We start from the raw sequence: 13,218 nt of genomic DNA on the forward strand, positions 1-13,218 counted from the left end.
CCCAGCGTCCCACAGTGGTTAAAGGATGCGGCGGTCTACGACCCCACACCGGCACAGTGTGAGTGCGGTTAGAGGATCCGTCGGTCCACGGCCCAGCGCGATAACTCGTGCCGATTCGACAGCTGAAGCTTGCGCAGCACCGCCGACACGTGGGACTCCACCGTCTTGGTGGAGATGAACAGGTCGGCGGCGACCTCCTTATAGGAGTATCCGCGGGCGATCAGCCGCATAACCTCGAGCTCGCGGGCCGAGAGTTTGTCCAGCTCATCATCGATCTGGGCGACGTTCTGGGTGCCGAACGCATCTAGTACAAACCCCGCCAGGCGCGGGGAGAATGCGGCGTCTCCCGCGGCTACCCGGCGGATCGCGTCGTTGAGTTCGTCGGCGTCGATGGTTTTGGTGACGTAGCCGCGGGCTCCTGCACGGATCACGGTCACCACATCCTCGGCCTGATCGGAGACGCTGAGCGCCAAGAACCGGGTGTGGGCCAGCAGGTCGGCGCATCCCACGATGACCTCGGCTCCGCCCCCTCCCCGACCTCCGGGCAGGTGCACGTCGAGCAAGACCACGGCCGGGAGGGTGTCATGGATCGCGGTGATCGCCTGTTCCACGGTGGCCGCCTCGGCCACCACCTCGATGTCCGCGGCGAGCGCGCCGCGCAGGCCCGACCTGAAGATCGCGTGATCGTCCACCAGGACAACCCGGAGATTCTGGGGTTCGTGCTCGCTCATGCGTGTTCCTTTGGTAGATCGGGCAGCGGCATTCGCAGGGCCACCTCGGTGCCCTGCCCGGTGTTGCGCAGGGTCGCGGTGCCGCCGTGCCGGGTCATCCGGCCCAGGATCGAGTCGCGGACGCCGTGGCGGTCCTCGGGCACCTGGTCCGGGTCGAAACCCGGTCCGCGGTCGCGCACAAACACCTCGCACGCACCGGCACCCACTTCAAGATAGACCGAAATCGTGCCGGTCGCGTGTTTGGCGGCGTTCTGGATCGCCTCGCGGGTCGCCGCGAGCAGCGGTTCCAGGCGCTCCGAGTGTTCGGTGTCTCCCACGGTGACGATCTCGATTTTGCGCCCGTAGCCGTCCTCGATTTCCGCAACGATTCCGCGCAGGCGCTCGGCGATGCTGCCGCCGGGATCGGGCTGATCCGAGCTGATCCACGCGCGCAGCTCCCGCTCCTGGGCGCGCGCCAGCCGGCGCACATCGGCGGGGCTGTCGGCACGGTTTTGGATCAGCGCGAGGGTTTGCAGGACCGAGTCGTGCAGGTGCGCGGCGATGTCCGCGCGCTCGGATTCGCGGGCTCGGGCCGCGCGTTCGGCACCCAGCTCGCGCCAGTACTTCACGACCCAGGGGGCCAGGACCACCGCCAGTCCGCAGAGAATCGCGAAGGTGGCGAGCAGGGTTTGTCCGATCAGGACCTGGTCCACCGCGCCGGTAATCAGGATCAGGATGCCGATCACCACCAGGGCGATTCCGGCGATCAGGCGCAGCGCGCCCGAGGAACCCCGGGCTCCGGCCCGGCGTCCCGGGGACCCGGTATCCAACTGGATCCAGGTGAGCCCCACGCCGGTCACAATCGCGATCGCGGGCAGCCAGGTTTGCCAGTTGATGTGGACGCCCACCATCTCCAGCAGAATCGCCACCGCGATCCCCAGCAGCACCACGCCCACGGCGATCTCCGGCAGGCCCATCTTCCACTGCCGCCAGGGACGCCCGTCGGTGGCCGCGGAAGCGGGGGCATCCGAGGCACCGGGCGGGGACACCGGCCCGGGGGCTGCCGGGCGACTCCGAGGGCCCGATGTCGCCCCGGACTCGGGGTCGAACGTACCGGGACCAAATGGGGTCGGGGGTGCCTGTCCGGGATCGGCCGGGCGTGTGCGGAGCCACGGGGCCACGTTGCGGGCGAAGTTCTCGGCCACGTTTCGCGGATTGAAGTTGCGGTCGGCGGCGCGGTCCACATCGTCCTCGCTGGGAACCAGCAGCCAGAGCCAGGCGTACAGCATCGCACCGGCTCCGCCAAAGAGGGTCAGCACCACCATGGCCGCCCGTACCCAGACCACGGGCAGGTTCAGGTGCCGGGCAAGACCCGCGCACACACCCGCGATCGCACGGGATCGGGTTCTGACCAGGGGAAGACGCATGGGTCCATACAAGCACGCCCGCGCGCAAGCGACCACCTGCAGCGCCGGAATTCCGGGCAACCCCGGACGCTCCCCTACCAGGCTCAGGGTTTTATCAGGGTAGGCCCCCATAGCGGACCGTGTCTTCCCCGCACCACACTGAAGGTATGAACACCACCGATTCCGAACGCTCCGGCCCAGCCCGGCCCAACCGCGGCTTCTTTGACAGCATCCGCGACACCCGCATCATCCGCTCCGACTCCTCTTGGCTCGGTGGCGTCGCGGGTGGTCTCGCCCAGCGCATGGGTATCGATCCCATTCTGGTCCGCGGTTTCATCGTGGTGCTCAGCATCTTCACGGGCATCGGTCCCTTCCTCTACGGCCTGGCCTGGGCGTTCCTGCCCGACCGCAACGGCTACATTCACGCCGAGGCCCTGCGCCACGGACGATGGGCGGCGGGGATGACCGGCGCGGTGATTGTCGGCGGCGTCGGGCTGCTGAACATTCAGGTGGGGTCCTTCTCCCCCTGGGACTGGGGCCGTAACTCCTGGCTCTCGTCGCTGGTTGTGCTGGCCCTGATCATCGGTGCCACGGTGTTTTTCATCACGCGTCAGACCGGCGGCGGCTCGCAGGGTGGCGGCACGCCGCCGACCCCCGGGCCCGATGATCGACGCTACCCGGATGGTGGCTCCCCCAGCGGAGACCCGACCGGAATCCCGTCCGGTACATCGTCCGTATACCCCGCGCCCTTCGTGGCCCCGGCTCAGGGACCGGCCACCGCGCCCGCACCCTTCGGCGCACCGGGACAGGCACCGGCCCCCGAGCCCAAGTCGGTAGACGAACTGCATGGGAACGCGAGTGCCGCGGCATCCGAACCGGCCACGGAGTTTTCGGGCCCGGCTGGGTCCGCTCAGCCCTCTCAGCCCTCTCAGCCCGCTCAGCCTGCTCAACCCGCTCAACCTGCTCGTCCCGCGCCACAGGCCGCCCGAAACCCACAGGGTGCCCGCGCCCCGCACCCGCCCCACGTTCCCCACGCCGCCCGCCCGCCGCGGCCGCGCGTTCTGGGACCGGGAGCCGCAACCGGACTCCTCTGCACCGGACTGGCGTTTCTGGCCGGCGCCGCGGTGCTCGGAGTCTCCACGATCGCCGGTTACGGTTTCAACGGAAGCGCCGTGGCGATTGCCCTGGGCGTTGCCGCGTCCGTCTTCGCACTCGGCGTGCTGATCAGCGGAATCCGCGGTCGGCACGGCGGATTCCTCGGCTGGATGGCGGTGTTTGCGCTGATCGGCGGGCTGTTCACCTCGTTTGGCGGGCAGAGCCTTAACTGGGCCGCCGCGACCTCGGCCACCTTCATCCCCGGCACCACCGCCGAGGCCGGAGATGGCTACGCCATCGCCGCCGCCTCGGGGACCATCGATCTCTCCCGAATCGGAGATCTGGAGGATAACGGGCCGGTCACCATCCCGGTGAACGTCGCGATGTCCGACCTGCGGGTGTATGTCCCGAGTAACGTGCGGGTCTCGGTGGATACATCCCTGGCCCTTGCGGCATCGAAGATCACCGGTGGCAGCGTGGATAACAAGCGCGGCGGAATCTGGTTGGACAACTCCGCCGGATTCGGTCCGAACTCCGAAAACGGCCCGCAGATCATCCTGGAAATCCGTGGCGCGTTCAGTAACGTCACGGTCACCGACAAGCCTCGGGTCTCCGGCGAAAGCGCCGCGGTACCCGCCATCAGTAAGGGAGCACACTAGTGTCCACGAACACCCCGGACAAGAACGGGCACAACAGCGAGCCCGAGAAGGAGCTGCGGATCGAGGATCTGGTGGCCAAGGCACAGCGGGAGAGCGCGGATGATGTACCCACCGACGCACATCCGGTGACGCCCTCGACCGCCGATGAGCCCACCAGCGACGCACCCGCCCGAGACGAGAGCGCCACCGCCGCGTACCCGCAAGCCACGCTCTCGGAGGACGCGATCCCCACCGCCGCGTACCCGCAGGCCACACCCGCGGAAGACGCGATCCCCACCGCCGCGTATCCGCAGTCAACGCCCGCGCCCGCCCAGGACGGCATCCCCACCACCACCTACCCGGGCCCGCACACGGCGACCCCGAACTACCCCTATGTTCCGCCCGCCGCCTATCCCGCCGGAACACCGGTGGCCGTGGGCACCCGGGTGGAGGCCCCGATCAACCGCACACCGCGCGCGTTCACCATCGTCTGGGGCATGCTGCTCCTGGCCTTCGGGGTACTGCTGGTGGCCAGGAACGTCTGGGACATTTCGGTGGACCCGATCACCCTGGCCTTCGCCGTGGTCACCGCAGCGGGCGCGGTCCTGGTGGGCTGCGGAATCGGCATGGTTGTCCGCAATGCCCGCAACTCAACGGGAGCAAAATAATGAACGGCTTCTTCGACGTACTGCGCAAGAGCACCGTCCGGCGCGGACCCGACCGCATGTTCGGCGGAATCTGCGCCGGCATCGCGACCCGCTTCAATTGGAACCCCACCGCGGTGCGCATCGGCACCCTGCTGGCATTCCTGCTCCCCGGGATCGGAATCCTGACCTACCTGATCGTCTGGATCCTGCTGCCCTGGCAGGACGGATCGATCGTGCTGGAGCGCTGGCTTCGCCCCCGCGATCCGCGCTAGCGGGTCTCCAAATACGCCAAATCGCCCGGCTGTTCCCCACCACACCCACCATTCTTGGTAGGTTGGCGGTGATCAACCGGGCGATCGGCGTTTTCCGCGCAATCGCTCCCGCGACCATCCGGAAGGACCCGATGACCGACCCCATCCCGCCCCAGGGAATCCCGCAGCCATCACCGCAACCCGCCACAGTGCCCGCACAGTTCGCCGCCGGTTTAGACACCCCCGCCCCCGGTACCGAAGCCGCTCCCGCGCAGCCCGCCACCGTGCCCGCGGCCGATGTCGCCCAGGCGACCCCCGCCCCCTTCGGTGCCCAGGCTGCCCCCGGCACCCCGGCCATGGAGATCCGCGGCCTCGCCAAGCGCTTCGGCGAGAAGATCGCGGTCAACGGCATCAACCTCACGATCCCCCAGGGTTCCTTCTACGGTCTGGTGGGTCCCAACGGCGCCGGTAAAACCACAACCCTGTCGATGGCGACCGGCCTGCTGCGTCCCGAGTTTGGCACCGCGCTGATATACGGCGTGGACATGTGGGAAAACCCGGTCGAAGCCAAGCGCCTGGTGGGTAACCTCGCCGACGGCGTGCGCATGTTTGACCGCCTGACCGGCCAGCAGCTGGTCACCTACCACGGACTCCTCTCGGGCCTGGACGCCGAAACCGTCGCGACCCGCACCACCGACCTGCTCGGCCTCCTCGACCTGCAGCAGGCGGCAAACACGCTGGTCGTGGACTACTCCGCTGGTATGACCAAGAAGATCGCACTGGCCTGCGCCATGATCCACGCCCCGCGCCTGCTGGTCCTGGATGAGCCGTTTGAGTCGGTGGATCCGGTCTCGGCCGCGAACATCCGCGACATCCTGCACGGCTATGTGGCCGGGGGCGGCACGGTGATCGTGTCCAGCCACTCGATGGACCTGGTCGAGCGCATGTGTGACCATGTGGCCGTGATCGCCGCCGGTCGCGTGGTCGCCGCGGGCACCGTCGATGAGGTGCGCGCCGGATCGACCCTGGAGGACCGCTTCGTCCAGCTTGTCGGCGGCCGCCACCAGCAGGAGGGCCCCGAGTGGCTACGCAGCTTCTAGCCCCCGCCCCCGTCGCGACCAAGCCGCCCAGCATCGTGAAGGTGCTGGTCAAGCTGCGCTATCAGATCATGTGGAACTCGCTGCGCCGCAACACCTGGCAGCTGGTGGGCGCGATCATCGGCGCGCTCTACGGCCTGGGCATTCTGGGCATGGCGCTGGTGTCGCTGGTGGTGCTGGGGATCAATGCAGATCAATACACCGGGGTGATCCTGATCACCGTGGGCTCGGTTCTGGTGCTCGGCTGGGGCATTGTTCCGCTGGCCACCGCGGGTGCCGATCGCACCCTGGATCCGGCCCGGTTCGCGACGTTCCCGATCTCCCAAACCTCCCTGCGCTGGGGCACGCTCCTCGCCGGGGCGCTGGGGATTCCCGGCATCATCACCCTGCTGGTTTCGGCGCTGACCGCCCTGGCCTGGATCCGCTCGCCGCTGGCGGCGGTGGTCGCGGTGATCTGTGCGCCGATCGCGCTGGTCACCTGCCTGCTGGTGTCCCAGCTGGTCCTGACCCTGGCTACCCGGCTGGCGATGAGTCGCCGCTATCGCGAGATCATCGGGACCGTGCTGCTGGTCCTAATCATCCTGCTCGGGCCGCTGATCGCCGGGCTCTCCGGCGGCATCGTCCTCTCCATCAGCCTGTTCCCGAGTATCGCCGCGGTGGCCTCCTGGACCCCGTTTGGCGCGGTCTGGGCGGTTCCGGCCGCGGTGGCCGCCGGGGATCCGCTGGGCGCGATCCTGCACCTGCTGGTCGCCGTGGCGAGCGTCGCAGTGGTGTACTGGCTGTGGCAGGTTGCGTATGCGGCCAGCGTCAACGCCTCGGCCACCCGCTCCTCCTCCACCGGACGGGTGCGCGATGCGCGCGGTCCGTTCCGCTTCTTCCCGGCCAGCCCGGCCGGGGCAATTGCCGCCCGCTGCCTGATCTACTGGTTCCGGGATCCCCGCTACGCACGCAGCCTGATCCTGGTGCCGCTGATGCCGTTCCTGTTCTGGTTCATCACCCGGCAGACCGAGGGTGGCCCCGAGGTACTGGCGTTCGCGACGCCGTTCATGCTGCTCTTTGTAGCCACCGCGACGTTCGTGGACCTGGCCTTTGACGGCACCGCGTTTGCCGCCCACGTGGCCCACGGGGTGCGCGGCATCGATGACCGGCGGGGACGCGCCTGGGCGTTTATGACCCTGATCGTCCCGATGACCATCGTGATCGCCGTGATCGTGGCGGTCATCTCCGGCGGCGTTCACCTGCTCCCCGCGGTGCTCGGGGTGAGCCTGGGAATGATCCTGGCCGGAAACGGCGTCTCCTCGGTGGAATCGGCCTTCTTCCTGATGCCGGTGCCCGACCCCGCGGACAGCCCCTGGGCCTCCAAGCCCGGTTCGGGTGTGCTCTCCCTCGCCGGGACCTTCGGCAGCATGGGTGCGCTGATCGTCCTGAGCCTGCCCGCCCTGATCCTGATGATCGTGGGCGCGGTCACCGGATCGGCGCTGCTGATCTGGCTGACCCTCCCGGTGGGCCTGGGCATCGGCGCGCTGTTCTACTGGATCGGTGTGCGCTGGGGCGGCCGGATCCTCGACCGCACGGCCCCGGACATGCTCACCCGCCTGACCAAGCACGCCTAGGTCGGCGTACAGAAAACCCCGCGTCCACATCGGACGCGGGGTTTTGTAAATGCCTAGAGTTTGACCGGACATGATGTCTGTAGTTACGAATTGAAAAATGTTTACTCGCGCACGTCTCTAGTTAAAACTGCCTACAAGTCACTTCTTAACCAAAGCATGTTTCCCCGGTGGTAAGAATGCGGTTCCTAGGGTTTTCGAAGAATTTGGAATGCCGACATGGTGGCCGTAATCACATGGACTAAACAGCCCACGAGGTGAACCGCCAACACTACAAACGCCCCGGTTATCCACCGATCAACAGTGTGTTCCTCCGGCAGAAAAGCGGCAATTGCTCCCGATACAAGTGTTAGGAGGAGCGCAATTGTCGATGACCAAAGGACTCCGTCAAACATCTGATCAACTAGCTCAAATACACGATTGTCGACTTCACGCTTTTTCTTTCCCTTCGACATCAAAGAAACCCGAAGTTGAAAGACAAAAATAGCGTGCGCGATCAAAAGTCCGCCAAGCACTCCGACACTTGAGGCCACAACTGATGGATCGACTATTTCCAAGCCGTTCCAAACACTTACGATGCCGCAAAGAATCGGCAACAGAGCTAACAGGAAAAGGAATCGAATCGATACTGAAACGCGAGGTCTGCCATTCGAATCCGTACGAGGAAAAACTACAAGCCAAATACCTTTCATAAGAGTACCCATGAACAGTTAACCGAGTTCTAAATCGAGCCTGGCCAGGTCGGCAGCGAAATGCTGTTAGACCACTTTTTCTTTATGGACGCTCGATCTAGGGTAAACCCCTCCCTTTTGTAGAAATCGACCGCCATCTCAATGCTTCGCTTATAGAACTGTTCCATATCAAGCGCCGGTTCATCATCAACCGTCAGCGACTCGCGAAGCATTGGTGTACCTTCAGCACCAAGCTCGAAGGTTTTGGTACGTCCGTCGCGAGAAAGCTTCACCAAAACAGTCGAATCCGGGTTACCGTCACCTTGGTGCCCGTCTTTTGGAGTCGCTCTCAGACCTACGAACGTTACCGGGTCCATCGCACCACTGAAAAGCCTTCTACGAACCTCTTTCCCGAAAGTCTTTACTCCCTTCGGAGGAATCGCCGAATACGCTAGTCGCCCCGCTACTGTTTCATTCTTCCGTCCGCTGTCCACGCCTGAAGAAATATCTAGGGGTTTATGATGCATCACAACGGTGACCTCTTCAAGATCAGCGGATTCCTTCCAGGAAATGTCCTCTTGGGCTGTTTCTACTGGTAAGTAAAAGTTCGGGATCTGGCTCGTGAGATGATGTTTAAAGGACTCGAAAAGTAGCCAGCCGCTCGGTACACCATACTTATGCTCTTTCACGAAGAGAACATAAGGTGAGGTTGGAACACGGAAAAGTACCGCGTGAGATTTTCTAGCGAATGCTTCGTCGCTTGTGTTCTTCCGAACAGAGACTCCAGTTCGCGTATCGTACGTAATCGCAGACTCGCCAAATGGTCCAGTCTCAAGTTCTAATAAAACGCTGTTACCGCGCCCCTTTACGGCAATTACTTTCAAGTAGTGACCCTTGGCCTTGTCCCGAAGCCCAGGGCCTTCCTTTACCTTCGCTGCGTAGGCAAAAAAATGCTGCAAGAGATCGAATCCATCTAAGTTATCTAAAGTTAGCTCTGCGTCATTTGAAATAGGTGTCACGCGAACGGTATTGATTGACGCAGAAGTACGCACTTTTCTCTCTTACGATAGGGGACTCGAGTCTTCGGGTTGCTCTGATGAACCTCAAATATGGCGTCAAATAATCACTACTTGACTCACACTCAACTAAGAATTTTCACATAACAACTCCCAACGATCGCGTCTTTCGGCCACCCCAATTCCAGGGGTAAATAAGACACAATTCGCTGTAAATAGACCACAACCGCACGAGGCACAAAGTCTCGTAGGTCGCCCTTGCTATCTCAACTTTTCAATTTATGGATCCATCGCGAGCGTGAGCAGGCGGGCGGCGTTGTCGGCGAGGAGGGCGTCGACGCGGTCGGCACCGAGGCGCACCTCGAGGCGCGGAATGAAACGGCGGCCGAGGTATTCCAGGCCGGGCATGCCGCCGTAGGCGAGGTAGCGGGAGGCTCGGGCGACGTCGCCGCCGAGCAGGATCCGGTCCGACCCGACCCGGGCCACCACGCGTTCCAGGCACTCGAGGATCGCCTGGTCCGGTGCCTCGCGGTGCCGAGCGGGGCCGTCATAACCGAGGTAGGCACCCGAGGCGATCAGGTCCGCGTGCAGGCCCGAGTCCAGGTTGCGGTCGATGTGCGCGAGCACCACGCGGTCCCGGGATACGCCGTCCCGTTCCAGCAGCTCCAGGACCTCGTGAGCGGCGGATCCATAGTCCAGGTGCACCATGATTGCGGCCCCGGTTTCGGCGTGGGTGCGGGCGACCGCGGCCAGAGCGCGCCGCTCGAACGGGCCGATCTGCCAGTAGCGGATCCCCGCCTTGAGCATGCCCGCGCGCACGTTGGACGCAGAGATAGAGGCTACCGCCCCCGGATCCTCCCCGAACCCGTGGCGGATCTCCGTGGTCCAGCGATCGACCAGCTCGTCCTCGGTCAATGCCCGAATCGGATGTGCCTCGGGATAGTGTCCGCCGTGGTGCGCGCCGGTCACGTGCACCGCGTGCAGCCCCGCCCGCGCGGCAATCCGCGCGACCGCCGTCGGGTTTCGACCGAGTCCCATCGGGGTTGCCTCGATCATCGCGCCAAAGCCCGACTCGACCAGCGAGATCGCCTCGTGTCCCGACGCCTCCTCGTTATCGAGTTCGTCCCCGGCCAGCAGGGGCGAGACCTGGAACAGGTGCTCGTGATAGTTGGTGCGACCCAGTTCCTCGGGGGCGATATCGCCGCCGACGGTGCGGATGATGCCCGCGGCGGGCGTCACCCGCGGGGAAGACTCGGGATCCGCCGACGGCGAGCCAGACACGGTCGGTCCCGGGCTGGTCCCGTGGCCCGTCGACGCCGGAACGGACAGGGTCGGTCCCGGGCTGACCCCTGGATTCGCCGAGTCGGATGCGGGTACCGTGCGCACCCTGCGCGACTCAGGCATCCGACCCACCAGCCGCCAGCGCGTCAAACCACGGTTCCAGACGCGCATACGCGTCGAGGAATACCGGATACTCGCGGGCGTAGCGCGCGGTCGCCGCGGGGTTCGGCTCGTACCCGGTGCTCCGCTTGGACAGCGTCGCGGCCACCTCGAAGTTGTCGAAGATGCCCACGCCGACCCCGGCGACCACGGCCGCGCCGATCGCCCCGGCCTCGTCCACCAAATCGCGCCGGGCGACCGGCATACCCCACATGTCCGCGAAGATCTGCAGCAGCGCCGAGGCGTTGGCGGCCCCACCGATCACGTCGATCCGGTCCACATCGGTGCCGCAGTCGGCAAACGCGCGCAGCCCGGTGAGCAGGTTGAAGGCGACCCCTTCCAGCACCGCGCGGGTCATGTGGCCGCGGTCGTGATGGCGCAGCAGGCCCACAAACGCGGCGCGGGCGTGCGGGTTCCAGTAGGGCGAGCGCTCCCCCAACAGGTGCGGGAGGAAGTACAGTCCCTCCCCCGAGGCCTGCCGGTTCTCGGCGGCGTCGAGGAGTTCGGCGTAGTCGGCGGCGGTCGCCGGGGAGAGCGTATCCACGATCCACTGCAGCGAGGCGCCGCCCGCCTGCATCGTGGCGGTGGGGACAAAGCGGCCAGGGATCACGTGGTTGAAGGTCATCGAGCGCATCTGCGGATCATAGAGCGGCGCATCCGCGGCGACCGATACCCAGGAGGACGACCCCATGCACGCATACGCCCCCGAGCTCGCGTCGATGATTCCCGCCCCCAGGGCGGCCATCGGCCCGTCTCCACCGCCGATAACCACGGGGGTTCCCGCCAGCAGGCCGGTGGCCCGGGCCGCATCGGTGGTGATTGTGCCGATGACCGTGGTGGAGTCCACGATCTCCGGGAAGATTTCCCGTGACAGCCCCGAGGCGGCGATCAGCTCCTCGGACCAGGTGCCCGCGCGCTGATCGTAGGCGTTGGTGCTCGACGCATCCGAGCGATCGGTGACCTGCACGCCGGTCAGCTTGAAGGCGATAAAGTCCTTGGCCAGCAGGATGCGGCGCACGCGGGCAAAGGCATCGGGTGAGGTATCGCGCAGCCACATGGTTTTGGCCAGCGAATACGTGGGGTTCAGCCGGTGCCCGGTGATCTGATAGCCGCGTTCCATCCCCACCCGATCGAGCAGCCGGTCGGTCTGCGCGGTGGCTCGGGTGTCGGCCCAGATGATCGAGGGGAACACCGGATCCCCGGCGTCATCGATGGCCACCACCCCCATCATCTGACCCGAGAAGGACACCACGTCGATGTCCTCGGGCCGCGCACCTGCCGAGGTCAGCAGCTCACGGGTGGCCTGGGCGAGGGCGTCCCACCAGGCGAGGGGATCCTGCTCGGCCTTGCCGCCGAGGCCAAAATCGGTGTCGTAGTGAACGGTGACGGCGGCGATCAGGCGGCCGTCATTGGCTACCAGGGTCGCCTTATTACCGGTGGTTCCGAGGTCGTGGGAAATGATCATGAGGGGAAACCTTTGGGGAGGGGTACACGGACGGCGCGTGATGACAAAGTAGGTGTCATCACGCGCCGCGGGGAAACCTATCGCGACGAGACGATGGTCTTGATCTGCTCGGAATCGTGCAGGTTAGCCAACGCCTGGTCGAAGGTGTCCAGGTTGAGCTTCGAGGTGATCAGCCCCTCGGTGCGCACGCGGCCGGTCTGCAACGCAAACAGCGCGCGACCCAGGCAGTGCACCTGTGCGTAGGATCCCTTGATGGTCAGCTCACGGCTAAACACCTCATAGGGCTTGATCGCCGCGGTGTCGTTTTCGCCGGCCAGACCGTAGACCAGCACGGTGCCGCCGGTCTTGGTGTGGCTCACGGCGAGTTCCAGGACCGCGGTCGAGCCGGTGGCCTCGATGACCGCGTCGAATCCGCGCGGGGCGATGTCGCGCAGCGCCGCCGAGGCAGCCTCGGGGTTTGTGCGATCCACCTGGACGGTGTGATCGGCACCGAGCGCGGTGGCCACCTCGAGCTTGGAGGCGGTCGGCGCGGCCACGGTGACGCGGGCGGCACCCGCGGTCTTCAGCAGCTGGGAGAGGATCAGACCGGTGGGGCCGGCACCGAAGATCAGCACGTCCGAGGCGGGCTTGAGGTTCAGGATGTCCACGCCGTGCACGGCGCAGGCCGTGGGCTCGGCGAAGACGGCCACGTCGGGGTCGAGGTCCCCGATCGGGTAGACCTTGCTGGAGTCCACCACGACGTACTCGGCGAATCCGCCGGGCATGTTGCAGCCGAGCGAGCCGAAGTTCTCGCAGAACAGGTCGTTGCCCTCGCGGCAGGCGTGGCACTTGCCACACAGCACGGTGTTGTCCACCACGACGTTGTCGCCGACCACCGCGTTGGCCTCGCCCGGACCCAGCTCAACCACCTCGCCGACCATCTCGTGGCCGGGAATCAGCGGGAACTTGGCGATGAAGCCGCCGTGCAGCAGGTGCTCATCGGTGCCGCAGACGCCGGTCTGGATGACCCGCAGCAGCGCCTCGCCGGGGCCGGGAACCGGCTTCTCGATGGATTCGACGGCCCACTGGGAACCCTCTCGGAAAACGATTGCTTTCATGACAAACCTCTCGCACGAATTCGACGGTGAATACGGAAGAACGATGGCCGCGTGTGGGGACACGGGGCTGAATTC

At 65.5% G+C, this 13,218-nt stretch carries 12 protein-coding genes; 5 read left to right on the forward strand and 7 right to left on the reverse strand.

All coding sequences use genetic code 11. The annotated features are described in order from the left end of the window. Positions 1-68 precede the first annotated feature (68 nt). Both C7C57_RS11235 and C7C57_RS11240 read right to left on the reverse strand, forming a co-directional pair. Entirely contained in the window at positions 69-731 is a 663-nt protein-coding gene (locus tag C7C57_RS11235) for a response regulator transcription factor (RefSeq protein ID WP_030142957.1), read from the reverse strand. Then, positions 728-2,137: an ATP-binding protein gene (locus tag C7C57_RS11240; RefSeq protein WP_187976489.1), complete on the reverse strand. Its 1,410-nt coding sequence runs from the start codon at positions 2,135-2,137 to the stop codon at positions 728-730. The genes C7C57_RS11235 and C7C57_RS11240 overlap by 4 nt, the downstream gene beginning before the upstream one ends. Positions 2,138-2,283: 146 nt before the next feature. Here C7C57_RS11240 and C7C57_RS11245 point away from each other — a divergent pair, with 146 nt between their 5' ends. The 5 genes from C7C57_RS11245 to C7C57_RS11265 all read left to right on the forward strand — a co-directional run bounded on the left by C7C57_RS11245 (position 2,284) and on the right by C7C57_RS11265 (position 7,457). Next, positions 2,284-3,870 carry a PspC domain-containing protein gene (locus tag C7C57_RS11245; RefSeq protein WP_187976490.1) on the forward strand — a complete coding sequence of 529 codons (1,587 nt, stop codon included), beginning with the start codon at positions 2,284-2,286 and terminating at the stop codon, positions 3,868-3,870. After that, positions 3,870-4,517, forward strand: coding sequence for a hypothetical protein (locus C7C57_RS11250; RefSeq protein WP_187976491.1), 648 nt, complete (start codon positions 3,870-3,872; stop codon positions 4,515-4,517). The genes C7C57_RS11245 and C7C57_RS11250 overlap by 1 nt, the downstream gene beginning before the upstream one ends. Next, positions 4,517-4,768, forward strand: coding sequence for a PspC domain-containing protein (locus tag C7C57_RS11255; protein WP_187976492.1), 252 nt, complete (start codon positions 4,517-4,519; stop codon positions 4,766-4,768). Before C7C57_RS11250 ends, C7C57_RS11255 begins: the two co-directional genes overlap by 1 nt. Positions 4,769-4,899: 131 nt before the next feature. Beyond that, entirely contained in the window at positions 4,900-5,847 is a 948-nt protein-coding gene (locus C7C57_RS11260; protein ID WP_187976493.1) for an ABC transporter ATP-binding protein, read from the forward strand. Continuing rightward, entirely contained in the window at positions 5,829-7,457 is a 1,629-nt protein-coding gene (locus C7C57_RS11265) for a transporter (RefSeq protein WP_187976494.1), read from the forward strand. Before C7C57_RS11260 ends, C7C57_RS11265 begins: the two co-directional genes overlap by 19 nt. 185 nt (positions 7,458-7,642) lie before the next feature. On the opposite strand, the gene C7C57_RS11270 is transcribed toward C7C57_RS11265, so the two are convergent. From C7C57_RS11270 to C7C57_RS11290, 5 genes are all read right to left on the reverse strand, one after another. Further along, on the reverse strand, positions 7,643-8,158 hold the full coding sequence (locus C7C57_RS11270) for a hypothetical protein (RefSeq protein ID WP_187976495.1): 516 nt from the start codon (positions 8,156-8,158) through the stop codon (positions 7,643-7,645). Positions 8,159-8,175: 17 nt separating this feature from the next. Beyond that, positions 8,176-9,177 carry a hypothetical protein gene (locus C7C57_RS11275; RefSeq protein ID WP_187976496.1) on the reverse strand — a complete coding sequence of 334 codons (1,002 nt, stop codon included), beginning with the start codon at positions 9,175-9,177 and terminating at the stop codon, positions 8,176-8,178. A 243-nt stretch (positions 9,178-9,420) separates the two neighbouring features. Further along, positions 9,421-10,422, reverse strand: coding sequence for a phosphotriesterase (locus tag C7C57_RS11280; protein ID WP_255505666.1), 1,002 nt, complete (start codon positions 10,420-10,422; stop codon positions 9,421-9,423). 115 nt (positions 10,423-10,537) lie between these two features. Beyond that, positions 10,538-12,046 (reverse strand): xylulokinase, encoded by a 1,509-nt coding sequence (gene xylB / locus C7C57_RS11285; protein ID WP_187976498.1) that lies wholly within the window; start codon positions 12,044-12,046, stop codon positions 10,538-10,540. Between the two features lie 77 nt (positions 12,047-12,123). After that, positions 12,124-13,143: a zinc-dependent alcohol dehydrogenase family protein gene (locus C7C57_RS11290; RefSeq protein WP_187976499.1), complete on the reverse strand. Its 1,020-nt coding sequence runs from the start codon at positions 13,141-13,143 to the stop codon at positions 12,124-12,126. Positions 13,144-13,218: the final 75 nt, after the last annotated feature.

It is taken from the genome of Mycetocola sp. JXN-3 (genome assembly GCF_014522285.1).
GTDB lineage: Bacteria > Actinomycetota > Actinomycetes > Actinomycetales > Microbacteriaceae > Mycetocola > Mycetocola saprophilus.